Annotated in this window: 27 protein-coding genes, 1 other RNA gene and 1 pseudogene; 20 read left to right on the top strand and 9 right to left on the bottom strand. The window is 62.1% G+C overall.

Annotated elements, in window-relative coordinates; genetic code table 11:
- Positions 1-23 precede the first annotated feature (23 nt).
- Entirely contained in the window at positions 24-842 is an 819-nt protein-coding gene (locus MKK04_RS22030; protein WP_241105978.1) for a lipid II-degrading bacteriocin, read from the bottom strand.
- Between the two features lie 246 nt (positions 843-1,088).
- On the opposite strand from MKK04_RS22030, the pseudogene MKK04_RS22025 reads away from it, so the two are divergent.
- Positions 1,089-1,226, top strand: a pseudogene (locus MKK04_RS22025) (PLP-dependent transferase); the annotation flags it as partial.
- A 265-nt stretch (positions 1,227-1,491) separates the two neighbouring features.
- Here MKK04_RS22025 and MKK04_RS22020 read toward each other — a convergent pair.
- Positions 1,492-1,929, bottom strand: coding sequence for a YhcB family protein (locus MKK04_RS22020; RefSeq protein WP_207834492.1), 438 nt, complete (start codon positions 1,927-1,929; stop codon positions 1,492-1,494).
- 135 nt (positions 1,930-2,064) lie between these two features.
- On the opposite strand from MKK04_RS22020, the gene MKK04_RS22015 reads away from it, so the two are divergent.
- The 3 genes from MKK04_RS22015 to zapE all read left to right on the top strand — a co-directional run bounded on the left by MKK04_RS22015 (position 2,065) and on the right by zapE (position 5,334).
- Positions 2,065-2,700, top strand: a complete 636-nt coding sequence (locus tag MKK04_RS22015) for an alpha/beta hydrolase (protein ID WP_015271727.1) — start codon at positions 2,065-2,067, stop codon at positions 2,698-2,700.
- Between the two features lie 25 nt (positions 2,701-2,725).
- Positions 2,726-4,075: a tryptophan--tRNA ligase gene (locus MKK04_RS22010; RefSeq protein WP_233687059.1), complete on the top strand. Its 1,350-nt coding sequence runs from the start codon at positions 2,726-2,728 to the stop codon at positions 4,073-4,075.
- 164 nt (positions 4,076-4,239) lie between these two features.
- Positions 4,240-5,334 (top strand): cell division protein ZapE, encoded by a 1,095-nt coding sequence (gene zapE, locus MKK04_RS22005; protein WP_207834496.1) that lies wholly within the window; start codon positions 4,240-4,242, stop codon positions 5,332-5,334.
- Between the two features lie 33 nt (positions 5,335-5,367).
- Here zapE and MKK04_RS22000 read toward each other — a convergent pair whose 3' ends face one another.
- Positions 5,368-6,288 (bottom strand): GlxA family transcriptional regulator, encoded by a 921-nt coding sequence (locus MKK04_RS22000; RefSeq protein ID WP_207834649.1) that lies wholly within the window; start codon positions 6,286-6,288, stop codon positions 5,368-5,370.
- 212 nt (positions 6,289-6,500) lie between these two features.
- Entirely contained in the window at positions 6,501-7,541 is a 1,041-nt protein-coding gene (locus MKK04_RS21995; RefSeq protein WP_233687058.1) for an NADP(H)-dependent aldo-keto reductase, read from the bottom strand.
- A gap of 256 nt (positions 7,542-7,797) precedes the next feature.
- On the opposite strand from MKK04_RS21995, the gene rplM reads away from it, so the two are divergent.
- The 7 genes from rplM to MKK04_RS21960 all read left to right on the top strand — a co-directional run bounded on the left by rplM (position 7,798) and on the right by MKK04_RS21960 (position 12,658).
- Complete coding sequence (rplM, locus tag MKK04_RS21990) at positions 7,798-8,226, top strand: 50S ribosomal protein L13 (RefSeq protein WP_003260798.1); 429 nt, start codon at positions 7,798-7,800, stop codon at positions 8,224-8,226.
- Between the two features lie 14 nt (positions 8,227-8,240).
- On the top strand, positions 8,241-8,633 hold the full coding sequence (gene rpsI, locus MKK04_RS21985) for a 30S ribosomal protein S9 (RefSeq protein ID WP_003260797.1): 393 nt from the start codon (positions 8,241-8,243) through the stop codon (positions 8,631-8,633).
- A gap of 264 nt (positions 8,634-8,897) precedes the next feature.
- A complete protein-coding gene (petA, locus tag MKK04_RS21980) occupies positions 8,898-9,491 on the top strand; it encodes a ubiquinol-cytochrome c reductase iron-sulfur subunit (RefSeq protein WP_015271723.1) in 594 nt (197 codons plus the stop codon).
- Positions 9,491-10,702 carry a cytochrome b gene (locus MKK04_RS21975; protein ID WP_025340560.1) on the top strand — a complete coding sequence of 404 codons (1,212 nt, stop codon included), beginning with the start codon at positions 9,491-9,493 and terminating at the stop codon, positions 10,700-10,702. Before petA ends, MKK04_RS21975 begins: the two co-directional genes overlap by 1 nt.
- On the top strand, positions 10,702-11,481 hold the full coding sequence (locus MKK04_RS21970) for a cytochrome c1 (RefSeq protein WP_207834506.1): 780 nt from the start codon (positions 10,702-10,704) through the stop codon (positions 11,479-11,481). Before MKK04_RS21975 ends, MKK04_RS21970 begins: the two co-directional genes overlap by 1 nt.
- A gap of 117 nt (positions 11,482-11,598) precedes the next feature.
- Complete coding sequence (locus MKK04_RS21965; protein ID WP_241105977.1) at positions 11,599-12,222, top strand: glutathione S-transferase N-terminal domain-containing protein; 624 nt, start codon at positions 11,599-11,601, stop codon at positions 12,220-12,222.
- A gap of 10 nt (positions 12,223-12,232) precedes the next feature.
- Positions 12,233-12,658, top strand: coding sequence for a ClpXP protease specificity-enhancing factor (locus MKK04_RS21960; RefSeq protein ID WP_207834508.1), 426 nt, complete (start codon positions 12,233-12,235; stop codon positions 12,656-12,658).
- A 51-nt stretch (positions 12,659-12,709) separates the two neighbouring features.
- Here the strand turns inward: MKK04_RS21960 and MKK04_RS21955 are convergent, their stop codons facing one another.
- The 5 genes from MKK04_RS21955 to MKK04_RS21935 form a co-directional block, all read right to left on the bottom strand.
- A complete protein-coding gene (locus MKK04_RS21955) occupies positions 12,710-12,928 on the bottom strand; it encodes a YgdI/YgdR family lipoprotein (RefSeq protein ID WP_046616516.1) in 219 nt (72 codons plus the stop codon).
- Between the two features lie 101 nt (positions 12,929-13,029).
- Positions 13,030-13,608 carry a BON domain-containing protein gene (locus MKK04_RS21950; RefSeq protein ID WP_063913315.1) on the bottom strand — a complete coding sequence of 193 codons (579 nt, stop codon included), beginning with the start codon at positions 13,606-13,608 and terminating at the stop codon, positions 13,030-13,032.
- On the bottom strand, positions 13,605-14,198 hold the full coding sequence (locus MKK04_RS21945) for a phosphoheptose isomerase (protein ID WP_012274070.1): 594 nt from the start codon (positions 14,196-14,198) through the stop codon (positions 13,605-13,607). The genes MKK04_RS21950 and MKK04_RS21945 overlap by 4 nt, the downstream gene beginning before the upstream one ends.
- Positions 14,199-14,284: 86 nt before the next feature.
- The gene (locus MKK04_RS21940; protein ID WP_051098564.1) at positions 14,285-14,656 is read right to left on the bottom strand and encodes a YraN family protein; all 372 of its coding nucleotides are present in this window, start codon (positions 14,654-14,656) and stop codon (positions 14,285-14,287) included.
- Positions 14,656-16,473, bottom strand: coding sequence for a penicillin-binding protein activator (locus tag MKK04_RS21935; protein WP_207834512.1), 1,818 nt, complete (start codon positions 16,471-16,473; stop codon positions 14,656-14,658). Before MKK04_RS21935 ends, MKK04_RS21940 begins: the two co-directional genes overlap by 1 nt.
- Positions 16,474-16,659: 186 nt before the next feature.
- Here MKK04_RS21935 and rsmI point away from each other — a divergent pair, with 186 nt between their 5' ends.
- The 9 genes from rsmI to mraY all read left to right on the top strand — a co-directional run bounded on the left by rsmI (position 16,660) and on the right by mraY (position 25,631).
- Positions 16,660-17,535, top strand: a complete 876-nt coding sequence (gene rsmI, locus MKK04_RS21930; protein ID WP_207834514.1) for a 16S rRNA (cytidine(1402)-2'-O)-methyltransferase — start codon at positions 16,660-16,662, stop codon at positions 17,533-17,535.
- Between the two features lie 67 nt (positions 17,536-17,602).
- Positions 17,603-17,962: RNase P RNA component class A (rnpB, locus tag MKK04_RS21925), an RNA gene on the top strand.
- A 308-nt stretch (positions 17,963-18,270) separates the two neighbouring features.
- Positions 18,271-18,726 carry a division/cell wall cluster transcriptional repressor MraZ gene (gene mraZ, locus MKK04_RS21920; protein ID WP_004575120.1) on the top strand — a complete coding sequence of 152 codons (456 nt, stop codon included), beginning with the start codon at positions 18,271-18,273 and terminating at the stop codon, positions 18,724-18,726.
- Positions 18,723-19,670: a 16S rRNA (cytosine(1402)-N(4))-methyltransferase RsmH gene (gene rsmH, locus MKK04_RS21915; protein ID WP_063913311.1), complete on the top strand. Its 948-nt coding sequence runs from the start codon at positions 18,723-18,725 to the stop codon at positions 19,668-19,670. The genes mraZ and rsmH overlap by 4 nt, the downstream gene beginning before the upstream one ends.
- A complete protein-coding gene (gene ftsL, locus MKK04_RS21910) occupies positions 19,667-19,960 on the top strand; it encodes a cell division protein FtsL (RefSeq protein ID WP_025340552.1) in 294 nt (97 codons plus the stop codon). Before rsmH ends, ftsL begins: the two co-directional genes overlap by 4 nt.
- Positions 19,960-21,702 carry a peptidoglycan D,D-transpeptidase FtsI family protein gene (locus MKK04_RS21905; protein WP_172827529.1) on the top strand — a complete coding sequence of 581 codons (1,743 nt, stop codon included), beginning with the start codon at positions 19,960-19,962 and terminating at the stop codon, positions 21,700-21,702. The genes ftsL and MKK04_RS21905 overlap by 1 nt, the downstream gene beginning before the upstream one ends.
- Positions 21,699-23,189 (top strand): UDP-N-acetylmuramoyl-L-alanyl-D-glutamate--2,6-diaminopimelate ligase, encoded by a 1,491-nt coding sequence (locus tag MKK04_RS21900; RefSeq protein WP_241105976.1) that lies wholly within the window; start codon positions 21,699-21,701, stop codon positions 23,187-23,189. The genes MKK04_RS21905 and MKK04_RS21900 overlap by 4 nt, the downstream gene beginning before the upstream one ends.
- Complete coding sequence (locus MKK04_RS21895; RefSeq protein WP_207834518.1) at positions 23,182-24,549, top strand: UDP-N-acetylmuramoyl-tripeptide--D-alanyl-D-alanine ligase; 1,368 nt, start codon at positions 23,182-23,184, stop codon at positions 24,547-24,549. Before MKK04_RS21900 ends, MKK04_RS21895 begins: the two co-directional genes overlap by 8 nt.
- Positions 24,549-25,631, top strand: coding sequence for a phospho-N-acetylmuramoyl-pentapeptide-transferase (gene mraY, locus MKK04_RS21890; protein WP_063913308.1), 1,083 nt, complete (start codon positions 24,549-24,551; stop codon positions 25,629-25,631). The genes MKK04_RS21895 and mraY overlap by 1 nt, the downstream gene beginning before the upstream one ends.
- The last annotated feature ends 1 nt before the right edge of the window (position 25,632 follow it).

Raw genomic sequence — 25,632 nt, 5'->3', positions numbered from 1 at the left:
CGCTTCGTTGTCGCGGCCTCCCATTAATTTGCTATGTTTAGCGGTAGGTCGCCTTCAATTAGAATTTCGTAGTCTTGTGCATTTGCAACGCGCCCAACTTCACGAAGCAGTGTCGTGGCTTTCTCGTCGAAGCCGCCGCGGTGGCTGCTCGCATTTGCATCATATTTATCCGAATAGGCGCGAACCACACCGACGAAAATGAGCTTTCCGTCACTACCCTTATTCAGGTCGCCAATAACTCGTAGGGTAATAGAACCTAGGTAGATGCGTGATATATTACTATCCATGCCTGTGTTATATGGGAAGGTGACATCAATCCGACTAGTGCCTGCGCTTGCTCTAGCGAATGTTGCCTGTAGTTGAGGAATTTTATGCAATTCGGGTGCGATGCCTATATTGTTTATGTTGACTTTAGCCTGCTGCCCTTTCCCTAAAAGCCAGTGTGCAATTGCTCTGAACGGAGTGAACCACCCCCCAGAAAATTCAATAGGTTGAGCTAAGGGGGCAGTATCAAGATTTTCTTTGGTGTACTCAAATGCTTTGTTCCAAGCATCTGGAATACTGATGCTCGAATTGGCCAGCATTATTGCGTCTGCACCAGACCCAGCTTTGAGTTCACGAATCAGGAAACCGTCAAGCGTAAAAGCGATGGGACGGGTGTACTGCATTTTAGGAAGATGCAGGTTTAGCATTTCCCTCCAGTGGCCTTGTGCATAGCCAGCGCTACGCTCCTCAATGGCACGACCTATCATGGCTGCGGGGTGTGGTGTTTGTAAGCCATTAGGACGACTTGTGCCGTAATTATTTGGATAGATATACAAAGCCGGAAGTTCAATACTCATATGTCATCTCTGAGTGGGTTATTGAAAATTTCAGTAGGGAAGCCCTGCGAGCGCTCTTGGTTACGCGAATGGACATGAGAGGGTGTTTCAATATTCTTATGCCATAGGCCGTTCTGAATGTTTTTATAGTGTGCCTAATGACGACTTTTTTGTATGTCAGAAGAGCGGCCAAACAGGGTGTAGGACCACACCTGATGATTTGTAGGATCTTGCTGCTTGGGCGCATCAAGGCAGGCTGGGCGATGCATTACGCACTCCAGCCATACTGCGAAGGAGCGGGCGCATCACGGGATATCGGAGGGGCTGGTGCGCTTGTCGGTGGGGTTGGAAGATGTGGAGGACCTGCTGGCGGATGTCGAGCAGGCGTTAAAGGCTTGCAGCTAGGTTGCCTGGGGCGGTCCTCTTCGCGGGCACGCTCCTTTCATAGAACTGCCCATAACTCATTGAGTTAGCAGGGGCCCTGTGGGATTGCTCGCAATTTCATTTATCTACGCGACAGTGCAGGCCAAGGGCTGGGCAATCTCCCACAGGCATTGCGCAGATTTCGGATGCGGTGGCGTACCTGTGGGAGCGGGCGTGCCCGCGAAGAGGCCAGTGAATCCAGCCCACAAAAAAGGCCTCTTGCGAGGCCTTTGTCATGTTCGGCAGATCAACGCTTGAGCCCGTAGCTCTCGTCGAGCATGCCCGGCGCGTTCGGCGCTTTCGGCGCGTAGTCGCGTGGCACTTCGGCGGTGTCCTTCGGTGGGGTCAGGCGGTCGCGTGGGCCCTGGCTGCCTTCGGAGTGCAGGGCGGCCAGCAGGCGCTGGCGCGTGACGTCATCAAGGGCCAGGCTGTTGGCGCCTTCGGCCAGGTGGTCCTGGACGTCCTGGTAGCTCTGGGTCAGTTTCTTGACCAGCACGGCGGTGCTATTGAAGTGGGTGACCACTTCGTTCTGGTAGCTGTCGAAACGCTTCTGGATGTCATCCAGCTGACGCTGGGTGCTGCTCGGCGCGGCATTGGGCAGCAGGCGAGCGACGACGAAACCGACTACCACGCCGATGACCAGGGCCAGGGTCGGCAACAACCAAACAAGGAGCGAGAGTTCCACGAGTCCTTCCTCTATAAACGGCTTTGCTTTACGTTAACGGCTCAGACCTGCGCTGTATACCGCGAGCGATCGCAAATCAGAACAGAATTCCTCACCTAGACGAATCGACCCCTCCCGAGGTCACGGAGTAGTGCCTTGCTTGTCCGCGAAACCCCCTTGTTCATCGATGGCCCCAGTGGCCAGCTGGAAGCCTTGTACCTGGACGTGGCCAATGCCCGTGGCGTGGTGCTGATCTGCCACCCCAACCCGGTCCAGGGCGGCACCATGCTCAACAAGGTGGTCTCGACCCTGCAGCGCACCGCCCGTGACGCCGGCTATGTGACCCTGCGTTTCAACTACCGTGGCGTCGGGCAGAGCGCCGGCAGTCATGACATGGGCGCTGGCGAAGTGGCCGATGCCGAGGCCGCTGCGGCCTGGTTGCGCGAAAAGCACCTGGGCCTGCCGCTGGTGCTGATGGGTTTCTCGTTCGGCGGCTTCGTCGCCACCAGCCTGGCCGGCCGCCTGGAAGCTGCCGGAGTAGAGCTGCAACAGCTGTTCATGATCGCCCCGGCGGTCATGCGCCTGACGGCGGAGTTCCCGCTGCCGCAGCGCTGCCCGATCACCGTGGTGCAGCCGGACGCCGACGAAGTCGTCGCGCCGCAGCTGGTTTACGATTGGTCCGACAGCCTGTCGCGCCCCCATGAGCTGCTGAAAGTGGCAGAATGCGGACACTTCTTCCATGGCAAGCTGACCGATCTGAAGGATCTGCTGCTGCCGCGCCTTTCGAACTGAGCCAAGCCTGAATAAGCGAACACCCATGACCACGCGCATTCTTACCGGTATCACCACCACCGGCACTCCGCACCTGGGCAACTACGCCGGCGCCATTCGCCCGGCGATCCGTGCCAGCCAGCAGCCCGGTGTCGACTCGTTCTACTTCCTGGCCGACTACCACGCCCTGATCAAGTGCGACGACCCGCTGCGCATCCAGCGTTCGCGCCTGGAAATCGCCGCCACCTGGCTGGCCGGTGGCCTCGACCCGGACAAGGTGACCTTCTACCGCCAGTCCGACATCCCGGAAATCCCCGAGCTGACCTGGCTGCTGACCTGCGTCAGCGCCAAGGGGCTGCTCAATCGCGCGCATGCCTACAAGGCTTCGGTGGACAAGAACCTGGAAAACGGCGAAGACCCGGATGCCGGCGTGACCATGGGCCTGTACAGCTACCCGGTGCTGATGGCCGCGGACATCCTGATGTTCAACGCCAACAAGGTGCCGGTCGGCCGTGACCAGATCCAGCACGTGGAAATGGCCCGCGACATCGGCCAGCGCTTCAATCACCTGTTCGGCCAGGGCAAGGACTTCTTCGCCCTGCCGGAAGCGGTGATCGAGGAGAGCGTGGCGACCCTGCCGGGCCTGGACGGGCGCAAGATGTCCAAGAGCTACGACAACACCATCCCGCTGTTCACCAGCGCCAAGGACATGAAGGACGCCATCTCGCGCATTGTCACCGACTCGCGTGCGCCTGGCGAAGCGAAAGACCCGGACAACGCGCACCTGTTCACCCTGTTCCAGGCCTTCTCGACGCCGGCGCAGTGCGCCGAGTTCCGTGAAGAGCTGCTGCAGGGCCTGGGCTGGGGTGAAGCCAAGCAGCGGCTGTTCCAGCTGCTGGATGGCCAGCTGGCCGAGAAGCGCGAGTACTACCACCAGCTGATCGCCCGCCCGGCGGACCTGGAAGACATCCTGCTGGCCGGCGCCGCCAAGGCCCGCAAGATCGCCACGCCGTTCCTCGAGCAGTTGCGCGAGGCCGTTGGCCTGCGTTCGTTCCGCAGCAGCGTGCAGGCCAGCACCGAAGTGAAGAAGAAGGCCGCCAAGAGTGCACGTTTTGTCAGCTTCCGTGACGACGACGGCAGCTTCCGCTTCCGTCTGCTGGCCGCCGACGGTGAACAACTGCTGCTGTCGCGCAGCTTCGCCGACGGCAAGAGCGCCGGCGCCGTGAGCAAGCAGTTGCAGCAGGGTGGCGAGGCGGATGTGCGCGTCGAAGGCCTGGGCTTTGGCCTGTGGCTGAACGGCGAACAGGTTGCCGACGGGCCGCAGTTCGACAGCGCCGAAGCCCGTGATGCAGCCATTCAAAGCCTGCGTGCAGCGCTTCAGCCACAACAGGACTGAGGCATTTCGCCTGTAGGAGCGGGTTTACCCGCGAACACCGGCAAAGCCGGTGCCATCCAGCACTTAGTTGGTCTGGATGAGGCATATTGACGCAAGTCGCATTGCCATTAAGCGGGCCTGTCGCTACAGTGACGGCCCGTTTTTTGTTGCCTCGCTAACGAATCATGACGCCCCTAGAACGATATCAAGCAGATCTGAAACGTCCCGACTTCTTCCATGACGCGGCGCAGGAAACTGCGGTGCGTCACCTGCAGCGCCTGTACGACGACCTGGTACACGCGCAGAACAACAAGCCGGGCGTGTTCGGCAAGCTGTTCGGCAAGAAGGAGCAGACCCCGGTCAAGGGCCTGTACTTCTGGGGTGGGGTAGGGCGCGGCAAGACCTACCTGGTCGATACCTTTTTCGAGGCGCTGCCGTTCAAGCAGAAGATGCGCACGCACTTCCACCGCTTCATGAAGCGTGTGCACGAGGAAATGAAAACCCTCAAGGGCGAGAAGAACCCGCTGACCATCATCGCCAGGCGCTTCAGCGAAGAAGCCAAGGTGATCTGCTTCGACGAATTCTTCGTGTCGGACATTACCGACGCGATGATCCTCGGCACCCTGATGGAAGAGTTGTTCAAGAACGGCGTATCGCTGGTGGCTACCTCCAACATCGTGCCCGACGGCCTGTACAAGGACGGCCTGCAGCGCGCGCGCTTCCTGCCGGCCATCGCCATGATCAAGCAGTACACCGACGTGGTGAACGTCGACAGCGGGGTCGACTATCGTCTGCGTCACCTCGAGCAGGCCGAACTGTACCACTACCCGCTCGATGAGGCGGCGCACCAGAGCCTGCGCGCCAGCTTCAAGGCCTTGACTCCTGAGTGCACCCAGGCGGTCGAGAACGACGTGCTGATGATCGAGAATCGCCCGATCCAGGCCCTGCTGACCTGTGACGACGTGGCCTGGTTCGACTTCCGCGCGCTGTGCGACGGCCCTCGTAGCCAGAACGACTACATCGAACTGGGCAAGATCTTCCATGCCGTGCTGTTGAGCAACGTGGAGCAGATGGGCGTCACCACCGACGACATCGCCCGCCGCTTCATCAACATGGTGGACGAGTTCTACGACCGCAACGTCAAGCTGATCATCTCGGCCGAGGTGGAGCTCAAGGACCTGTATACCGGCGGGCGCTTGGCCTTCGAGTTCCAGCGCACCCTGAGCCGCTTGCTGGAGATGCAGTCGCACGAGTTCCTGGCGCGGGCGCACAAGCCCTGAGAATCCGGGGCTGCAAAGCAGCCCCGGAAGGCCTCAAGCCTCCTGCATGAACTGCTGCCGATACTGGTTCGGCGACAACTCGGTGTGCTGGCGGAACAGCCGCGCAAAGAAACTGGCATCGTCATAGCCGACCTCGTAACTGATGGTCTTGATGCTCTTGCGCGTGCTCGACAGCAACCCCTTGGCCGTCTCGATCCTCAACCGTTGCAGGTAGTGCAGCGGTTTGTCCCCCGTCGCGCCCTGGAAGCGGCGCATGAAGTTGCGAATGCTCATGCCGTGGTTGCGAGCCACGTCCTCGAAGCGGAACTTGTCGGCGAAGTGTTCCTCCAGCCAATGCTGGATCTGCAGGATGATCAGGTCCTGGTGCAGCTTCTGCCCGCCAAAGCCCATGCGCCCGGGGGTGTAGTTGCGCTGTACTTCGTAGAGGATGTCGCGGGACACGGCGCGGGCCACGTTGGCGCCGCAGAAGCGTTCGATCAGGTAGATGTACAGGTCGCAGGCTGAAGTGGCGCCGCCAGCACAATAGATATTGTCGGCGTCGGTCAGGTGCTTGTCTTGGTTCAGGCGGATCTTCGGGAAGCGTTCGGCAAAGCTGGTGAAGAAGCGCCAGTAGGTGGTCGCTTCCTTGCCGTCGAGCAGGCCGGACTCGGCCAGCCAGAACACGCCACTGGCCTCGGCGCACAGCACCGCGCCGCGGGCATGCTGTTCACGCAGCCACGGCAGCACCTGTGGATAACGTTGCAGCAGGTTGTCGAAGTCGTCCCAGAAAGCCGGGAGGATGATCACATCGGCGTCGTCCAGGCCGCCGTCGACCGGCAGTTGCACATGGCTGAAGCTGTCCACGGGCTGGCCGTCCGGGCTCACCAGGCGGATCTCGAACATGGGCTGCAGGCCCAGGCCCAGCTGTTTGCCGTAGCGCAAGCTGGCGAGGTGGAAGAAGTCCTTGGCCTGCATCAAGGTCGAAGCGAACACCTTGTCAATGGCCAGGATGCTGACGCGCCGCAGCGACGCGGGGGGTTGGGTAAACATCATTGTCATTGTTCTTATAGGGTAGAGTGGTCAATCACCGGCTGGATCGTCTTATTTTTTGGCGATTGTGTCTAGCCTGCCGGACTGCGCGTGTTTCTTCGCGGGCTCGCCCGCGAAGAAACCGGTACAGGGTCGGCTCAAGGTGCCGGGTTTGGCTGCTCTTGGTGAATCGCCTCGATCGCCGCCAGCAGTTCATCACTCAGGCTCAGCTCGAGGCTGGCCAGGTTGCTGTCCAGCTGCTCGAGGCTGGTCGCACCAATGATGTTGCTGGTCACGAACGGCTGCCGGGTGACGAACGCCAGGGCCATCTGCGCCGGGTCCAGGCCATGTTCGCGGGCCAGTTGCACATAGCGGCTGCAGGCCGCCACGGTCTGTGGGTTGGAGTAGCGGGCAAAGCGGCTGAACAGGGTCAGGCGTGCGTTTTCCGGGCGTGCGCCGTTCTCGTATTTGCCGGAAAGCATGCCGAACGCCAGCGGCGAATAGGCCAGCAGGCCGCACTGTTCGCGGATGGCCACTTCCGCCAGGCCCACTTCGAAGCTGCGGTTGAGCAGGTTGTACGGGTTCTGGATCGATACCGCCCGTGGCCAGCCGCGGCTTTCGGCCAGTTGCAGGAACTTCATGGTGCCCCACGGCGTTTCGTTGGACAGGCCGATGTGGCGGATCTTGCCTGCGCGCACCTGCTCGTCGAGCACTTCGAGGGTTTCTTCCAACGGGGTGAAGTGGTCCTGTGGCAGGTGCTGGTAGCCCAGCTTGCCGAAGAAGTTGGTGCTGCGCTCGGGCCAGTGCAGCTGGTACAGGTCGATGCGGTCGGTCTGCAGGCGCTTGAGGCTCTCGTCCAGCGCCGCGACGATGTGCTGGCGATTATGCTTGAGCTGGCCGTCGCGGATGTGGCTGATGCCGTTGCCGGGGCCGGCGACCTTGCTGGCCAGCACCCAGTCGTCGCGATCGCCATTGTCACGGAACCAGTTGCCGATGATGCGCTCGGTGGCGGCATAGGTTTCGGGGCGGGGCGGCACCGGGTACATCTCGGCGGTGTCGATGAAGTTGACCCCCGCGGCCTTGGCCCGGGCAATCTGCTCGAAGGCCTCGGCCTGGACGTTCTGTTCGCCCCAGGTCATGGTGCCCAGGCACAGGGCGCTGACGGTGAGGTCGGTACGGCCGAGCTGGCGGTATTCCATCGGGTAGACACTCCTTGGCAAAGAAGCTCATCAAAGCAGGTTGAAATTTTTCGCGCAATCTGGATAATTCGGCACCTCTCCGTGTGGCGGAAGTGATGCACCACCACGCAGGAAGAACCCCGTCGAACATTGGCGTGCCTGACCCGAGCCCCCAAAGCGTCAGCGTTCGGCTGCGCGCTTGCCCTTGGCAAGCTGTGCACTATCCAGTAAGATTCGCCGTCTATTTTTCGCTGGGCGGCCTCTGAGGCTTTAGAGAATGAAAACTTTTACTGCTAAACCGGAAACAGTAAAGCGCGAGTGGTTCGTAGTCGACGCCGCTGGCCAGACCCTGGGTCGTCTGGCTACCGAAATCGCTAGCCGTCTGCGTGGCAAACACAAACCAGAATACACCCCTCACGTTGACACCGGCGACTACATCGTCGTTATCAACGCTGAACAGGTTCGTGTGACTGGTGCCAAGTCTTCCGACAAGATGTACTACTCCCACTCCGGTTTCCCGGGCGGCATCAAGGAAATCAACTTCGAGAAGTTGATCGCCAAGGCCCCTGAGCGTGTTATCGAAACTGCGGTCAAAGGCATGCTGCCGAAGAACCCGCTGGGTCGCGACATGTACCGCAAGCTGAAAGTGTACGCGGGTGCTGCTCACCCACACACTGCTCAGCAGCCTCAAGAACTGAAGATCTAACGGGATAGTTCATTATGTCGGCGACTCAAAACTACGGCACTGGCCGTCGCAAGACCGCAACCGCTCGCGTATTCCTGCGTCCGGGTACTGGTAACATTTCCATCAACAACCGTTCTCTGGACGTGTTCTTCGGTCGCGAAACCGCTCGCATGGTTGTTCGTCAGCCGCTCGAGCTGACCGAAACCGTTGAGAAGTTCGACATCTACGTCACCGTTTCCGGTGGTGGTGTCAGCGGTCAAGCCGGTGCGATCCGTCACGGTATCACCCGCGCTCTGATGGAATACGACGAAACCCTGCGTGGCGCTCTGCGTCGTGCTGGCTACGTCACCCGCGACGCTCGTGAAGTCGAGCGTAAGAAAGTGGGTCTGCGTAAAGCGCGTAAGCGTCCTCAGTACTCCAAGCGTTAATACCGCTTCGGCAGTCGAAAAAAGCCCGGTTCCTTGGAACCGGGCTTTTTTTATGTCTTGAACTAACCTGTCAGCATGTCAGTGACCACTTGTCGCATAGACGCAGATCAAGCAAAGCACGGGTAGTCGCCCCTGGTTGGGGTAATCACCTTGTCAGTGTGTGGATTTGTTTCTTACCATGGCGGCCAATTTTTAGCGCCATTGACACAACCTAAGTACAGGGTCTGGTTCAACAGGCCAAGCAAGCTGATGGGAGAGGACTGAATGAGCAATGACGGCGTCAACGCAGGCCGGCGCCGCTTCCTCGTAGCCGCGACATCCGTAGTCGGGGCGGCGGGGGCAGTGGGGGCTGCGGTACCGTTCGTGGGGTCATGGTTTCCCAGTGCCAAGGCGAAAGCCGCGGGTGCACCGGTGAAGGTCAATATCGCCAAGGTCGAGGCCGGGCAGCAGATGGTGGCCGAGTGGCGTGGCCAGCCTGTGTTCATCGTGCGGCGAACGGACGAGATTCTCGGCAACCTGAAAAAAGTCGTCGGTGATCTGGCTGACCCCGAGTCCAAGGCCTCGGTTCAGCCGACCTACGTCGATCCGCAGGTTCGTTCGATCAAACCGGAAATCCTCATCCTCGTCGGCCTGTGCACGCACCTGGGCTGCTCGCCTACCTTCCGCCCGGAAGTCGCACCCGCCGACCTCGGCCCGAAATGGGTCGGTGGCTATTTCTGCCCGTGCCACGGCTCCCACTACGACCTGGCTGGCCGTGTCTACAAGTCGCAGCCGGCGCCTCTCAACCTGCCCGTGCCACCGCACTCTTACGAGTCGGACGAGATCGTCGTCATCGGCGTTGACCAGGAGAACGCATGATGAGCAAGTTCATGGACTGGATTGATGCTCGCTTCCCCGCCACCAAAATGTGGGAAGACCACCTGAGCAAGTATTACGCGCCCAAGAACTTCAACTTCCTGTACTTCTTCGGCTCCCTGGCGCTGCTGGTGCTGGTCAACCAGATCGTCACCGGTGTGTGGCTGACCATGAGCTTCACGCCCTCGGCGGAAGAGGCGTTCGCCTCGGTCGAGTACATCATGCGTGACGTGGAATACGGCTGGATCCTGCGCTACCTGCACTCCACCGGTGCATCGGCGTTCTTCATCGTGGTCTACCTGCACATGTTCCGAGGCCTGCTCTACGGCTCCTACCAGAAGCCGCGTGAACTGGTATGGCTGTTCGGCATGCTGATCTACCTGGCGCTGATGGCCGAAGCGTTCATGGGCTACCTGCTGCCGTGGGGCCAGATGTCGTACTGGGGTGCCCAGGTGATCATCTCGCTGTTCGGTGCCATCCCGGTGATCGGTGGCGACCTTACCCAGTGGATCCGCGGTGACTACCTGATCTCGGGCATCACCCTGAACCGCTTCTTCGCCCTGCACGTGGTCGCCCTGCCAATCGTGATTCTCGGCCTGGTGGTGCTGCACATCCTTGCCCTTCACGAAGTGGGTTCGAACAACCCCGATGGCGTCGACATCAAGAAGAAAAAGGACGAAAACGGTATCCCGCTGGACGGTATCCCGTTCCACCCGTACTACACCGTCAAGGACATTGTCGGCGTGGTGGTGTTCCTGTTCGTGTTCTGCGCCGTGGTGTTCTTCTTCCCGGAAATGGGCGGTTACTTCCTGGAAAAACCGAACTTCGAGCAGGCCAACGCCTTCAAGACCCCAGAGCACATTGCGCCTGTGTGGTACTTCACACCGTTCTACGCGATCTTGCGTGCGGTACCTGACAAGCTGATGGGTGTTATCGCCATGGGTGCGGCGATTGCCGTGCTGTTCGTGCTGCCCTGGCTCGACCGCAGCCCGGTGCGTTCAATGCGCTACAAGGGCTGGATCAGCAAGCTCTTCCTGCTGGTGTTCTGCGTGGCCTTCGTCATCCTCGGCGTGCTGGGCGTACTGGCGCCGACACCTGGGCGTACCTTGCTGTCGCAGGTGTGCACGGTGTTGTACTTCGCCTACTTCCTGCTGATGCCGTTCTACACAAGGCTCGAGAAGACCAAACCGGTTCCGGAAAGGGTGACTGGCTGATGAAAAAGTTGATTGCAGTATTTTTGCTGGCAGTGATGCCTGCCTTTTCCTTCGCGGCCGAACCCGGCCTGGAGCTGGACAAGGTCGACATCGACCTGAGTGACAAGGCCGCCATGCAGGACGGTGCGCGTACCTTTGCCAACTATTGCATGGGTTGCCACAGTGCCAAGTTCCAGCGTTACGAGCGGGTGGCCGATGACCTGGGCATCCCGCACGAGCTGATGCTGGAGAAGCTGGTGTTCACGGGGGCAAAGATCGGTGACCACATGCAGATCGGCATGAAGCCCAGTGACGCCAAGACCTGGTTCGGTGCGGCACCGCCCGACCTGACCCTGGTTGCCCGGGTGCGTGGCACCGACTGGCTGTACACCTACCTGCGCAGCTTCTACGAGGACCCGTCGCGGCCTTACGGGGTGAACAACAAGGTGTTCCCGAACGTCGGCATGCCCAACGTACTGGTTGGCCTGCAGGGCAACCAGCATGTTGGTTGCAAGCAGGTGCAGACCGTGATCGATGGCAAGAAGCAATTCGACCCGTTGACCGGCACCCCGATAACCCATGAAGCCTGCGACCAGCTGACCATTACGCCGAATTCCGGTACCCTGACGACCGAGCAGTTCGACGAGAAGGTCAAGAACCTGGTGACCTTCCTGGCCTATTCGGCCAACCCGGTCAAACTGGAAAGCCAGCGCATCGGTACCTACGTGTTGCTGTACCTGGCTTTCTTCTTCGTATTCGCCTACTTGCTCAAGCGTGAATACTGGAAGGACGTGCACTGATCACGCAGTAGTTTCTGGTTGTTGAACGCGCCCGTGGTGGCTTGGCAGATCTGCCAGGTCACCACGGGCGCGTTTTCATTTACAGTTTCACAAGCATCCCGTGCGAGGAGCCGCTACATGGGCGCAACCAACAGGTTAGCCTGCTATTCCGACCCCGCTGATCACTATTCTCATCGGGTACGCCTTGTGCTCGCCGAGAAGGGCGTCAGCGTGCAGGTCATCGATGTCGACCCTGGTCGCCTGCCACCCAAGCTGGTCGAGGTGAACCCTTACGGCAGCGTGCCGACCCTGGTCGATCGTGACCTGGCGTTGTATGAATCGACCGTGGTGATGGAATACCTCGAGGAGCGTTACCCGCATCCGCCGTTGATGCCGGTGTACCCCGTTGCGCGCGGCAACAGCCGTTTGCTGATGCACCGTATCCAGCGCGACTGGTGTGCCCTGGCCGATACCGTGCTCGACCCGCGTAGCAGCGAGGCTGCTCGTGCCGAGGCGCGCAAGGCCTTGCGCGAAAGCCTGACCGGGGTCTCGCCATTGTTCGGCGAGTTCGCCTGTTTCATGAGCGAGGAGCAAAGCCTGGTCGATTGTTGTCTACTGCCCATACTCTGGCGTTTGCCGGTGTTGGGAATCGAGTTGCCGCGGCAAGCCAAGCCGCTGCTGGATTACATGGAGCGGCAGTTCGCCCGCGAGCCTTTCCAGGCGAGCCTGTCCTCCGTAGAACGTGAAATGCGCAAGCTTTAAGGAGCCGTTGATGAACTCCAGTCGCCCCTATCTGGTTCGAGCACTGTACGAGTGGATCGTCGACAACGATTGCACGCCCCATATGCTGGTCAATGCCGAGTTCCCGAAAGTCCAGGTGCCGGACGGTTTCGCCAGTGATGGCCAGATCGTCTTGAATATCTCGCCAAGCGCCGTGCGCAGCCTGCACATGGACAACGATGCGGTCAGCTTCGAGGGCCGTTTCGGCGGCGTGGCTCACTCGCTGTTCGTGCCGGTTGGCGCCATCCTGGGCATCTACGCCCGCGAAAATGGCCAGGGTATGGTCTTCGAACTGGAGTCGCCGGATGGCGACGACCTTGAGGACGATGATGTACAGCCGGATGACGATGGCCCGCCGGAAGGGGGCGGCCAGCCGCCGCGTCCGACTGGGCGACCAAGCCTGAAAGTGGTCAAGTGACAAAAAAGGCGATCCAACCGGATCGCCTTTTTCTTTGCCGCCAACTTTGGGTTACAGGTCGCTGATGGTGCGTACCTGGTCCTTGTTGATGCGGGTGCGCTTGCCGTCGAGTTGCTGGAACTCGTAGAAGCCGGCGTCGCGGTCGAACTTCGGTGCGTCGACGGCCTGGATTTCACGGCCATCGTTGAGGGTGATCAGGCTTGGGGTGGAGCAGCCGGCCAGGGTGGCGAAAGTGCCGAACAGCAGGGCGGGCAGCAGAAGCTTTTTCATGCGGTGTTTCCTGGGTTTACGAAAGGTGGGGCAGTGTTGTTGCCTGTGCTGGCCTCTTCGCGGGCTTGCCCGCGAAGAGGCCAGCACAGGCAATCAGTGAATCAGTCGATGTACTCGAACAGCTTGACGATCTTCTGCACGCCCGACACACCCTGTACCACGGCAGTGGCCGAGTTGGCCTCCTGCTGGGTCACCAGGCCGAGCAGGTAGACGATGCCGTTCTCGGTAATCACCTTGATGCGCGAGCTGGGGACGGCATTGTCGGTCAGCATCTGGGCCTTGATCTTGGTGGTCAACCAGGCGTCGTTGTTGCGCGCCAGGATGGAAGAGGGCTGCATCACCTGCAGTTCGTTGTGCACTTTCTTGACCCGCTGCACCTGGCTGGCGGTCTGCTCGGCGAGGCTCTTGAGGTCGGCACGTGGGGTCTGGCCGGCCAGCAGGACGATGCCGTTGTAGCTGCTGACAACGATGTGCGAACCTTTGTCCAGGTCAGGGCTGGCCTTGGCGATATTGACCGAGGCCTTGGTTTCGATCAGCGAATCGTCGATCTTGCTGCCGATGGTGCGCGTGCCGCGATCATCTTCGATCGGCGAATTGCGGGTAGAGGTCAGTACCGAGCTGCAACCGGTGACGCTCAGGCACAGGGTCAGGGCCATCAGGCCGAGGCGCATAGGGGTCATTCTTCACTCCCGAACAGTTGGCTGTCGATCAGATCACACAGGCAGTGGATCGCCAGCAGGTGGACTTCCTGGATGCGTGCGGTAACCGTCGAAGGTACGCGGATTTCCACGTCTTCGGGCAGCAGCAGCGAAGCCATGCCGCCGCCGTCACGGCCAGTCAATGCTACGACAATCATTTCGCGGTCATGTGCGGCCTGGATCGCCTGGATGACGTTGGCCGAGTTGCCGCTGGTGGAAATCGCCAGCAGAACGTCGCCGGGCTGGCCCAGGGCGCGGATCTGCTTGGAAAAGACTTCGTTGTAGCTGTAGTCGTTGGCGATCGAGGTCAGGGTCGAGCTGTCGGTGGTCAGCGCGATGGCCGGCAGGCTCGGGCGTTCGCGCTCGAAGCGGTTGAGCAGCTCCGAGGAAAAATGCTGGGCATCGCCGGCCGAGCCGCCGTTGCCGCAGGCGAGCATCTTGCCCTCGTTGAGCAGCGCGTTGACCATGACCAGGCTGGCCTGCTCGATGTGCGGTGCCAGGATGTCCATTGCCTGTTGCTTGGTATCGATGCTGGCCTGGAACAGCCGGCGAATTCGGGATTGCATGTCCATCTGGTGACCTTAAATGGGGCGGTGGCCTTTGCTACGCGCAACAACGACCAGCCCGCGAAACATAGAGCAAAAAAATCGGAGTGGGTTCAGCATTCGAAGGCATTTTTCAGCCATTGAAGCGGTCTGCCTGCATGGTGGCTGCCCTGCAGGGCGACTACGTCGAAGCGGCAGGGGTGGTTGCCCCAGTGGGGCTCCTTCTGCAGGAACAGGCTGGCGGCGAGCACCAACCGTTTCTGCTTGCGCCCGTCGATACTGCCGAGGGCGCCACCGAAGCCCGCGTGCAACCGGTAGCGGACTTCGACGAATACTACTGTATCGGCGTCGAGCATGACCAGATCAAGCTCTCCACCTTTGCATCGCCAGTTGCGCGCCAGCAGTTGCAGACCCTGCCCTTGAAGGTACTCAAGGGCCTGGGTTTCTGCTGCCTGCCCGGCGCGGGTGGGCGACGCTGCTGCCATCAGCGAGGGGTGTCAGGCAGGCGCTGGACCTGGCCGCCGGAGAACTCGGCCCAGGGCAACTGGCGTTCGACGCGCTGGTTGGCGTTCATGCTCAGGCTGCCCGAAAGGCCCAGTACGCGGTTGTCCGGCAGCGCTTTCAGCTGGCCCAGGCGTGGCGCCAGGCTGTAGGCATCGATGCCCATGGCATACAGGCGGCCCAGGCTGCCGGCGGCTTGCGGCCACTGCTGCACGACCTGCTGGCGCAGGCTGTTGCTGGTGTCGAGCAGCCACGGCGTTTCGCAGAAGCGGATGCCGTTCATGTCGTTGTACTGGTTGACGTCACCACTGGCGCTGTACAGGTTCGAGGTGGCGTAGACCGGTACGTCACCGGCGTACTGGAAGTTCAAGGTCGGCTTGATCTGCTGGGCCTGTTGCGGGGTCGAGGCGAGGAAGATGAAGTCGATGTCCTGGCGGCGCGACGGCTGTGCGGCGATGCTGCCGCCTACCGTGCTCTGCAGGCTCTTGGCGCGGCCCTCGCTCTGGCGCAGTTGGAACAGGTCGGCAATCTGCTGGGCCAGGGCGACCGGCTGGGCGATGCGCTCGGCGGCGAGCAGGGTGCCACCGTTGCCCTCCCAGTCCTGGCGGAAGGCGGCAAGCACGCGGTCGCCCCATTCGCCGCTCGGCACCAGGGCTACGGCGCGGACCATGCCATCGGCGCGGGCGCGGCGTGCCACTTCACGGGCTTCGTCTTCGGCAGCCAGGCCGAACTGGAACAGCTGCGGCGGAGCCTTCTGGCCGGCGTCGGCGTAGTTCAGGGCCAGGGTAGTGATCGGCAGTTGTGGCTTGGCAGCCAGTTGCTTGACCAGCGGTTTTTCCAGCGGGCCAATGACCAGCTGTACGCCAGCGGCCTGGGCCTGGCGATAGAAGTCGTCGAGCGAGCCGATGCGCGAGCTGTCGAATACCTGCACGGCTGGCGCCTGCTGGCCGGCTTGCTGGGCCTGGAAGTGCGCAGCCATGAAGCCGTCACGCAAGGCGCGGGCAACACCGGCCAGCGGGCCTTCCTGGGGCAGCAGCAGGGCAATCTTGGTCAGCGGCTGGCTGGCCAGCTCCTTGAGCTTGGTCAGCGCCAGCGGCAGTTGCTGGGCGGCCGGGTGGTCCGGGTGCTGCTTGACCCAGGCTTCGATAGCCGCTTGCTGCTGCTCCAGGGTGCCGGCGCTTTTTACCGCGAAGGCCAGGCTGGTCCAGCCGGCCAGGGTCTGGTCGTTGCCTGGCTGCTGCAGTTGCTCTGCCGGCAGCGAGGCGACCAGGGCCCAGATGGCGTCATTGTTGGCGCTGGCGGCCTGGCCGCTGAGCAGCGGGGCCAGCAGTACGCGCTGTTGCGCGGCGGCCAGGGCCTGGCCATCGGCTTCGAGGGCGGCTGCGTGCACGCTGTAGGTGCGCGCCTGTTGTTGTTCTGGCAGTTCGGCGACGCGTTGCAGGCTGGGGTGAGCCAGGGCGGTCAGTGCAGCCTTGGGCTGGTTGCGGCTCATGGCCAGCTCGGCACCGAGGGTGCTGGCGAACACTTGCTGGGCCGGCTTGAGCGTGTCCAGCGGCACCTGCTCAAGGATGCGTGCGGCGCGTGGGAAGTCCTTCTGCTTGTAGGCCAGGTCGGCTGCGCTCAGGCGCAGCAGGGCGGCGTCTTCCGCGGACTTGCTGGAAGCTGCCTTTTCGAGCAGTTGCTCGATGCTGGCGTCCGGGGTGCGTGGCAGTTCGCCCAGGCTGGATGAGGGCGAGCTGGCACAGGCTGCCAGCAGGGCGGCAAGGCAGAGGGCTGTGAACAGCCGCAGGCAAGCGATCATGTAAAGGTCCTGTTACTCGATCAAGGTGGCCGGCAATTGTACCCAAGCGCTGGCCGGGGCGCGATGTCGCCGTGTCGATCCTTCACTATAGGTGGCCTGCCATCGGTCGTCGGCGAGTTTCTTTGCGCCCTGTTGCAGGCGCTCGGGCTACAATGGCGCCTTTGATCCGAACGACAGGTGTGCGCAGTGACTGATGTGGCAGGGGCTTCGAAATCCACCGTGGGGACGCTGTACGTGGTCGCAACCCCCATCGGTAACCTCGACGACATGAGCGCTCGGGCGCTGAAGGTGCTGGCGGACGTGGCCCTGATCGCGGCGGAAGATACCCGTCATTCGATCCGCCTGCTGCAGCACTTCGGCATCGACACGCCGCTGGCGGCCTGCCATGAGCACAACGAGCGTGACGAGGGCGGGCGTTTTCTTGCCAAGTTGCTGGCGGGTGAGAATGTGGCGTTGGTTTCCGATGCAGGCACGCCGCTGATTTCCGATCCGGGCTACCACCTGGTGCGTCAGGCGCGGGCTGCAGGGGTGAACGTGGTGCCGGTGCCGGGCGCCTGCGCGCTGATCGCCGCACTGTCGGCGGCCGGCCTGCCGTCGGACCGCTTCATCTTCGAAGGCTTCCTGCCGGCCAAGGCGGCGGGGCGTCGGGCGCGCCTGGAGCAGGTAAAGGAGGAACCGCGCACGCTGATCTTCTATGAGGCCCCGCACCGTATCCTGGAGTGCCTTGAAGACATGGAGGCGGTATTCGGTGGCGAGCGCCCGGCGCTGTTGGCGCGAGAGCTGACCAAGACCTTCGAGACCCTCAAGGGCCTGCCCCTGGCCGAACTGCGCGCATTCGTTGCCGGTGACAGCAACCAGCAGCGCGGTGAGTGCGTGGTGCTGGTCGGTGGCTGGAGTGCGCCGGAGGGCGAGCAGGCGATCAGTGCCGAGGCGCGGCGGGTGCTCGACCTGCTGCTGGCCGAGCTCCCGCTCAAGCGGGCGGCGGCGCTGGCCGCGGAAATTACCGGGGTGCGCAAGAACCTGCTGTATCAACTTGCCCTGGAAAAGCAGAAAACCGAGTAGTGGCTAATTGATATAAATGCCGGTATTGCTTGTCCTTGGGCGCGCGTGCCGTTAATCTTGGCGGTGGAGAGTCGATCGGACAGTCGCTGCCTGCTTTTGTTCCGCAATAGCAGGGGGAGGAAAGTCCGGGCTCCATAGGGCAGAGTGCCAGGTAACGCCTGGGAGGCGCGAGCCTACGGAAAGTGCCACAGAAAATAACCGCCTAAGCACTTCGGTGCCGGTAAGGGTGAAAAGGTGCGGTAAGAGCGCACCGCACGGCTGGCAACAGTTCGTGGCTAGGTAAACCCCACTCGGAGCAAGACCAAATAGGGTTCCATCAGGCGTGGCCCGCGTCGGAACCGGGTAGGTTGCTAGAGGCGTCCAGCGATGGCCGTCGTAGAGGAATGACTGTCCTCGACAAAACCCGGCTTACAGATCGACTCTCCACCTTTCCTTCCCTGCTTGATTCGATAGCAGATGCCCGCTGGTAATACCGAAAAAATCTTACTCTTGATAAATCACTTTAACTTCGAACTCCACCTGCTTGCGTGGGTTTGATTTTTCTCGTGTTTTTTTCTCCTTGGTAATCCTTCCGCATTCCCTTATTGCGCTAAATCTCGGTCCTGTAAGGCTTTTCCTTCCGAACGTGCCTTGACGGTGCTGCGGGCGGATTCCTATAGTGTGCGCAAGTGGCAGAAAGTGGGATGAAGTGGGTTTTCTGGCACAAAAAAGCTAACATTGTGGGGAATCGCAGCCGTGTTCCGCGGAGCCAACGCCGTCAGCCTCGATGCCAAGGGCCGTCTCGCCATGCCGAGCCGGTACCGTGACGAGCTCGATTCGCGTTGCAATGGTCAGCTGATCGTGACCATCGACGCCGTTGACCCCTGCTTGTGTGTTTATCCCCTCGATGAGTGGGAACAGATAGAAGCCAAGTTGCGTGCCTTGCCATCGTTGCGTGAGGAAAACCGCCGCCTGCAGCGTTTGCTGATCGGTAATGCGGTTGACCTGGAGCTCGATGGCAGTGGGCGTTTCCTGGTGCCGCCCCGTCTGCGTGAGTACGCCAAGCTCGACAAGAAGGCGATGCTGGTGGGGCAACTGAACAAATTCCAGCTGTGGGATGAGGATGCCTGGAACGCGGTTTCGGCAGCTGACCTTGCAGCTATTCAACAACCGGGCGCCATGCCCGACGAATTGCGTGACCTGATCCTGTGACCATAGATAGCGGCTTCAACCACATTACCGTCCTGCTCGACGAAGCTGTCGAGGCATTGGCCCTGCGCGCCGACGGTTGCTATCTGGACGGCACCTTTGGCCGTGGCGGGCACAGCCGGTTGATTCTCAGCAAGCTCGGGCCGCAAGGGCGGCTGCTGGGTTTCGACAAAGATCCACAGGCGATTGCCACGGGGCAAGCGCTGGCGGCCGAAGACGGCCGCTTTGTCATTGTGCAGCGCAGCTTTGCCGAGCTGGGCGCGGAAGTGGCCGAGCGCGGCCTGGATGGCAAGGTCAGCGGCGTATTGCTGGACCTGGGCGTTTCCTCGCCGCAGCTGGATGACCCTGAGCGGGGCTTCAGCTTCCTCAATGATGGCCCGCTGGACATGCGCATGAACCCGGACCAGGGCATCAGTGCCGCCGAGTTCATCGCCACTGCACCTGAAGAAGAAATTGCCCGCGTGTTCAAGGAATACGGCGAAGAGCGCTTCGCCAAGCGCATGGCTCGCGCCGTGGTGCAGCGCCGCGAACAGCAACCGTTCACCCGCACCGGTGACCTCGCCGAGGTGCTGAAGGTGGCCAACCCGGCCTGGGAGAAGGGCAAGAACCCGGCGACCCGCGCCTTCCAGGGCCTGCGCATTCACGTCAACAACGAACTGGGTGACCTCGAGGCGGGCCTCGAGGCCGCGATCGATGCGCTGGAAGTTGGGGGCCGCCTGGCGGTGATCAGCTTCCACTCGCTGGAAGACCGCATCGTCAAACTGTTCATGCGCAAGCTGGCCAAGGGAGAGGCCGACAACCTGCCGCGCAACCTGCCGGTTCAGCACAAGGTCTTCGAGCCGAAAATCAAGCTCATCGGCAAGGCCCAGTTCGCCTCCGAAGCCGAGCTCAAGGCCAACCCACGGTCGCGTAGCGCCGTGATGCGCGTGGCGGAGAAACTGCGGTGAGCAGGCTGTTTGCCAAACCCTTGCCAGGCGGAAGCTTCCTGATGCTTCTGCTGTTCGTTGCCGTGCTGATTTCGGCCATCGCCGTGTCCTACAGCGCGCACTGGAACCGTCAGTTGCTCAATACCCTGTACGGCGAGTTGAACGAGCGCGACAAGGCCCAGGCCGAGTGGGGCCGGCTGATCCTCGAACAAAGCACCTGGACCGCCGCCAGCCGCATCGAAAACCTGGCCTCCGAGCAACTGAAGATGCGCGTACCTTCGGCTGACGAAGTACGGATGGTGGCGCCATGATGAAGCTCGAAGGTGCACTCTACCCGTGGCGCTTCCGCGTGGTGATCGGCTTGCTGGCGCTGATGGTCGGTGCCATTTGCTGGCGCATCATCGACCTGCAGGTGGTCGACCGTGACTTCCTCAAGGGCCAGGGCGATGCGCGCAGCCTGCGTCACATCCCTATCCCGGCGCACCGTGGGCTGATCACCGACCGTAACGGCGAACCGCTGGCAGTCAGCACCCCGGTCACCACCCTGTGGGCCAACCCCAAGGAAATGCAGGCCTCCAAAGACCGCTGGCCACAGCTGGCCGCCGCGCTGGGGCAGAACCCGCAGCAACTGACCGAGCGCCTGACCCAACAGGCCAGCAAAGAGTTCATCTACCTGGTCCGCGGCCTGACCCCGGAGCAGGGCCAGCATGTGCTCGACCTGAAAGTGCCGGGTGTATACGGCCTGGAAGAATTCCGCCGCTTCTACCCGGCCGGTGATGTCACCGCGCACATGGTCGGCTTTACCGACCTCGATGACCACGGTCGCGAAGGGGTGGAACTGGCCTATGACGAGTGGCTGGCCGGTGTACCCGGCAAGCGGCAGGTGATCAAGGACCGGCGCGGCCGGCTGATCAAGGACATTCAGGTAACCAAGAACGCCAAGGCAGGGAAGACCTTGGCGTTGTCGATAGACCTGCGCCTGCAGTACCTGGCCACCCGCGAACTGCGCAACGCCATTGCCGAACAGGACGCCAAGGCCGGCAGCCTGGTGATCATGGACGTCAAGACCGGTGAGGTTCTGGCCATGGTCAACCAGCCGACCTACAACCCCAACAACCGCCGCAGCATGTTCCCGGCCGCAATGCGCAACCGCGCGATCATCGACGTGTTCGAGCCAGGCTCCACGGTCAAGCCGATCTCCATGAGCGCGGCGCTGCAGAGTGGCCGCTGGAAGCCGACCGACAAGGTCGAGGTGTACCCCGGCAGCCTGCAGATCGGCCGCTACACCATCAAGGACGTGTCCAAGAGCGAGGGCCCGATCCTCGACCTGACCGGCATCCTGATCAACTCCAGTAACGTCGGCATGAGCAAGATCGCCTTCGACATCGGTGGCGAGGCCATCTACCGGGTCATGTCCCAGGTCGGCCTGGGCCAGTACACCGGCCTTGGCTTCCCCGGCGAGCGCGTCGGCAACCTGCCAAACCACCGCGAGTGGCGCAAGGCCGAGACCGCGACCCTGTCCTATGGCTACGGCGTGTCGGTGACCGCCCTGCAGCTGGTGCATGCCTACGCGGCGCTGGCCAACGACGGCAAGATGGTGCCGCTGTCGATCCTCAAGGTCGACAAGGCCCCGGAAGCCGTGCAGGCCATTCCGAAGGAAACCGCCGAGACCGTCCAGGGCATGCTGCAGCAGGTGATCGAAGCTCCGCGCGGCGTGTTCCGCGCCCAGGTGCCGTTCTACCACGTGGCCGGCAAGTCCGGTACCGCGCGCAAGGCCACCGTGGGGTCCAAGGGCTACACCGAAAACGCCTACCGCTCACTGTTCGCCGGCTTCGGGCCGATGAGCGACCCACGCTACGCCATCGTCGTGGTCATCGACGAACCGGGCAAGGGCGGCTACTTCGGTGGCCTGGTTTCGGCACCGGTGTTCAGCAAGGTCATGTCCGGCACGCTGCGCCTGATGAACGTGCCGCCAGACAACCTGCCGCCACCAGCCCCCGTCGAACAATCGCAAGTCAATGCAGCAGCAACCGCCAAGGGAGGGCGTGGATGATGACAATGCCATTGAGCAAGCTTTTCGCTCACGCCAGCCGTGACCCGCTGATCCGTGAACTGACCCTGGACAGTCGCAACGTGCGCCCGGGCGACCTGTTCCTGGCCGTGCCGGGTGCCAAGGTCGATGGCCGCGAGCATATCGCCGATGCCCTGGCCCGTGGCGCTGCCGCCGTGGCCTATGAAGAACAGGGCGCGAGCGTGTTGCCAATCACCGATGTGCCGCTGATCCCGGTCAAGGGCCTGATCGCCCAGCTTTCGGATATCGCAGGTCGCTTCTATGGCGAGCCGAGCCGCCAGCTGAACCTGGTGGGCGTGACCGGCACCAACGGCAAGACCAGCGTCACCCAGCTGGTGGCCCAGGCGCTGGACGTGCTTGGCCAGCGTTGTGGCCTGATCGGCACCCTGGGTACCGGCTTCTATGGTGAGCTGCAGAGTGGCCGCCTGACCACGCCCGACCCGATCGCCGTGCAGTCGACCCTCAACGACCTCAGGAAAGGCGGCGCCAAGGCCGTGGCCATGGAGGTTTCCTCCCATGCCCTGGAGCAGGGGCGTGTCGCCGCGCTGGAGTTCGACATCGCGGTCATGACCAACCTGTCCCGCGACCATCTGGACTACCACGGCAGCATGGAGGCCTACGAGGCCGCCAAGGCCAAGTTGTTCGCCTGGCCGGGCCTGCGTTGTCAGGTGGTCAACCTGGATGATGACTTTGGCCGTCGCCTGGCCGCGGACTTTGCCCGCCGCCCGAGTGCCGACCATATCGAGACCCGGTTGCTCAGCTATAGCCTGGAGAACCCGGAGGCCTCGCTGTTCTGCCGTGAGGCCGTGTTCAATGACGATGGCGTGCGCGCCACCCTGGTCACCGCCCAGGGTGAACGTACCCTGCGTAGCCAGTTGCTGGGCCGCTTCAACCTGAGCAACATGCTCGCCGCCGTGGCGACCCTGCTGGCGCTGGACTATGCGCTGGATGAAATCCTCAAGGTCACCCCGCAGCTGCAGGGGCCGGTCGGCCGCATGCAGCGCCTGGGAGGCGGTGACAAGCCGCTGGTGGTGGTCGACTACGCACACACCCCGGACGCCCTGGAAAAAGTACTCGAAGCCCTGCGCCCGCACGCCCACGGCAAGTTGCTGTGCCTGTTCGGCTGCGGCGGCGACCGTGACCGCGGCAAGCGCCCGCTGATGGCCGAAGTGGCCGAGCGCCTGGCTGACCGCGTGCTGGTCACCGACGACAATCCGCGTACTGAAGACCCGCTGCGCATCTTTGACGACATCCGCCCGGGCTTCACCAAGCCTGCCGAAGTCGAGTTCGTTGCCGGTCGTGGCGAAGCCATCGCGCATCTGATCGCTACCGCCGCTGCCAACGATGTGATCGTGCTGGCCGGCAAGGGGCACGAGGATTACCAGGAGATCAATGGCGAGCGCCATGACTTCTCCGATCTGACCGAGGCCGAAAAGGCACTTGTAGCCTGGGAGGCTCCACATGCTTAAGCCGATGTCACTCAGCCAGCTGACCACAGCACTGAGTGGTCAACAAGTCGGTGCCGACGCCACGTTCACCGGCGTCAGCATCGACAGCCGCAGTGTTGGCGCCGGGCAGCTGTTCGTTGCCCTGGCCGGCCCGCGCTTCGATGGCCACGACTACCTGGCCGATGTAAAGGCCAAGGGCGCTGTCGCGGCCCTGGTCGAGCGTGAAGTGGCCGATGTAGACCTGCCGCAGCTGTTGGTGGCCGATTGCCGCCTGGCCCTCGGCCAGCTTGGCGCGCTGAACCGTGCTGCCTTCGACAAGCCGGTGGTGGCCATCACCGGTTCCAGCGGCAAGACCACGGTCAAGGAGATGCTCGCCAGCATCCTGCGTACCCGTGGCCTGGTGCACGCCACCCGCGGCAACCTGAACAACGACCTCGGTGCGCCACTGACCCTGCTGGAGATCGCCCCAGAGCACAGCGCCGCGGTGATCGAGCTGGGCGCCTCGCGCATTGGCGAGATCCGCTACACCGTCGGCCTGACCCGGCCTCAGGTGGTCATCATCAACAACGCCGGTACCGCCCACGTTGGCGAGTTCGGCGGCCCGGAAAAGATCGTCGAAGCCAAGGGCGAGATTCTCGAAGGCCTGGGCGAGGGCGGCACTGCCATCCTCAATCTGGCCGACAAGGCCTTCGATATCTGGCGCAAACGTGCCGGCAACCACCGCATCCTCAGCTTTGCCCTGGACAACCCGCAGGCTGACTTCCATGCCAGTGACATCGGCCGTGATGCCCGTGGCTGCCCGTCGTTCACCCTGCATGGGCCTGATGGCAAGGTGCCGGTGCAGTTGAACCTGCTGGGTACGCATAACGTCAGCAACGCCCTGGCCGCCGCCGCCGCTGCCCATGCCGTTGGTCTGAGCCTGAGCGGCATCGCCGCCGGCCTGGCTGCCGTGCAACCGGTCAAGGGCCGTACCGTGGCGCAGATCGCGCCGAACGGCGTGCGGGTGATCGACGACAGTTACAACGCAAATCCCACCTCCATGTGCGCAGCCATTGATATACTCGCCGGCTTTTCCGGACGCACCATCCTGGTGCTTGGGGATATCGGCGAACTGGGGCAATGGGCGGAGGAAGGCCACCGTCAGGTGGGTGACTACGCGCGTGGCAAGGTAGACGCCCTGTACGCGGTGGGCACCAACATGACACACGCGGTCAAGGCGTTCGGCGCCAATGGCCACCATTTCGCTACTCAAGCTGAACTGATCGACGCGGTTGGCGCCGAGAATGCCAGCGACACCACTATCTTGATCAAGGGCTCGCGCAGCGCTGCGATGGAAAACGTCGTGGCGGCATTGTGCGGTGCCAGCGGGGAGAAACATTAATGCTGCTGCTGTTGGCCGAGTATCTGCAACAGTTCCACAAAGGCTTCGCGGTCTTCCAGTACCTGTCCCTGCGCGGGATTCTGGGTGTGCTGACCGCGTTGTCCCTGGCGCTGTGGCTGGGGCCGTGGATGATCCGTACCCTGCAAATCCGCCAGATCGGCCAGGCCGTGCGTAACGACGGCCCGCAATCGCACCTGTCCAAGTCCGGCACCCCGACCATGGGCGGGGCGCTGATCCTGTCCGCCATCGCCGTCAGCACCCTGCTGTGGGCCGACCTGACCAACCGCTACGTGTGGGTGGTGCTGATCGTTACCCTGGCATTCGGTGCCATCGGCTGGGTCGACGACTACCGCAAGGTGATCGAAAAGAACTCGCGCGGCCTGCCAAGCCGCTGGAAGTACTTCTGGCAGTCGGTGTTCGGCCTGGCAGCCGCCATCTTCCTGTACAAGACCGCACCGACCAGCGTCGAAACCACGCTGATCCTGCCGTTCGTAAAGGATGTCACCATTCCGCTGGGCATCGGCTTCGTCGTGCTGACCTACTTCGTCATTGTCGGCTCGAGCAACGCGGTCAACCTTACCGACGGCCTCGACGGCCTGGCGATCATGCCGACGGTGATGGTCGGTGGTGCCCTGGGCATCTTCTGCTACCTGTCGGGCAACGTGAAGTTCGCCGAATACCTGCTGATCCCCTATGTGCCGGGCTCGGGCGAGCTGATCGTGTTCTGCGGCGCGCTGATCGGTGCCGGCCTGGGCTTCCTGTGGTTCAACACCTACCCGGCGCAGGTGTTCATGGGTGACGTTGGCGCACTGGCGTTGGGCGCCGCGCTGGGCACCATCGCCGTGATCGTTCGCCAGGAAATCGTGCTGTTCATCATGGGCGGCGTGTTCGTCATGGAAACCCTGTCGGTGGTGATCCAGGTTGCCTCCTTCAAGCTGACCGGCAAGCGCGTGTTCCGCATGGCGCCGATCCACCACCACTTTGAACTCAAGGGCTGGCCAGAGCCACGGGTGATCGTCCGTTTCTGGATCATCACCGTGATCCTCGTGCTGATCGGCCTTGCAACCCTGAAACTGAGGTAGA

The sequence above is a fragment of the Pseudomonas sp. LS.1a genome (assembly GCF_022533585.1).
Lineage (GTDB): Bacteria > Pseudomonadota > Gammaproteobacteria > Pseudomonadales > Pseudomonadaceae > Aquipseudomonas.
The sequence above is the reverse complement of the archived record's forward strand: the minus strand, read 5'-3'. Positions and strand labels throughout refer to the sequence as shown.

Coding starts and splice junctions, on each gene's coding strand:
- rpsI (WP_003260797.1), top strand. CDS start 8,241: ATGTCGGCGACTCAAAACTACGGCACTGGCCGTCGCAAGACCGCAACC.
- MKK04_RS22000 (WP_207834649.1), bottom strand. CDS start 6,288: ATGCAGGCCAAGGACTTCTTCCACCTCGCCAGCTTGCGCTACGGCAAA.
- MKK04_RS21900 (WP_241105976.1), top strand. CDS start 21,699: ATGATGACAATGCCATTGAGCAAGCTTTTCGCTCACGCCAGCCGTGAC.
- MKK04_RS21965 (WP_241105977.1), top strand. CDS start 11,599: ATGGGCGCAACCAACAGGTTAGCCTGCTATTCCGACCCCGCTGATCAC.
- MKK04_RS22030 (WP_241105978.1), bottom strand. CDS start 842: ATGAGTATTGAACTTCCGGCTTTGTATATCTATCCAAATAATTACGGC.
- MKK04_RS22010 (WP_233687059.1), top strand. CDS start 2,726: ATGACCACGCGCATTCTTACCGGTATCACCACCACCGGCACTCCGCAC.
- rplM (WP_003260798.1), top strand. CDS start 7,798: ATGAAAACTTTTACTGCTAAACCGGAAACAGTAAAGCGCGAGTGGTTC.
- MKK04_RS21905 (WP_172827529.1), top strand. CDS start 19,960: ATGAAGCTCGAAGGTGCACTCTACCCGTGGCGCTTCCGCGTGGTGATC.
- MKK04_RS21955 (WP_046616516.1), bottom strand. CDS start 12,928: ATGAAAAAGCTTCTGCTGCCCGCCCTGCTGTTCGGCACTTTCGCCACC.
- mraY (WP_063913308.1), top strand. CDS start 24,549: ATGCTGCTGCTGTTGGCCGAGTATCTGCAACAGTTCCACAAAGGCTTC.
- MKK04_RS21960 (WP_207834508.1), top strand. CDS start 12,233: ATGAACTCCAGTCGCCCCTATCTGGTTCGAGCACTGTACGAGTGGATC.
- MKK04_RS21995 (WP_233687058.1), bottom strand. CDS start 7,541: ATGGAATACCGCCAGCTCGGCCGTACCGACCTCACCGTCAGCGCCCTG.
- MKK04_RS21970 (WP_207834506.1), top strand. CDS start 10,702: ATGAAAAAGTTGATTGCAGTATTTTTGCTGGCAGTGATGCCTGCCTTT.
- MKK04_RS21975 (WP_025340560.1), top strand. CDS start 9,491: ATGAGCAAGTTCATGGACTGGATTGATGCTCGCTTCCCCGCCACCAAA.
- petA (WP_015271723.1), top strand. CDS start 8,898: ATGAGCAATGACGGCGTCAACGCAGGCCGGCGCCGCTTCCTCGTAGCC.
- MKK04_RS21940 (WP_051098564.1), bottom strand. CDS start 14,656: ATGGCAGCAGCGTCGCCCACCCGCGCCGGGCAGGCAGCAGAAACCCAG.
- MKK04_RS21950 (WP_063913315.1), bottom strand. CDS start 13,608: ATGACCCCTATGCGCCTCGGCCTGATGGCCCTGACCCTGTGCCTGAGC.
- MKK04_RS21945 (WP_012274070.1), bottom strand. CDS start 14,198: ATGGACATGCAATCCCGAATTCGCCGGCTGTTCCAGGCCAGCATCGAT.
- MKK04_RS21935 (WP_207834512.1), bottom strand. CDS start 16,473: ATGATCGCTTGCCTGCGGCTGTTCACAGCCCTCTGCCTTGCCGCCCTG.
- zapE (WP_207834496.1), top strand. CDS start 4,240: ATGACGCCCCTAGAACGATATCAAGCAGATCTGAAACGTCCCGACTTC.
- MKK04_RS21895 (WP_207834518.1), top strand. CDS start 23,182: ATGCTTAAGCCGATGTCACTCAGCCAGCTGACCACAGCACTGAGTGGT.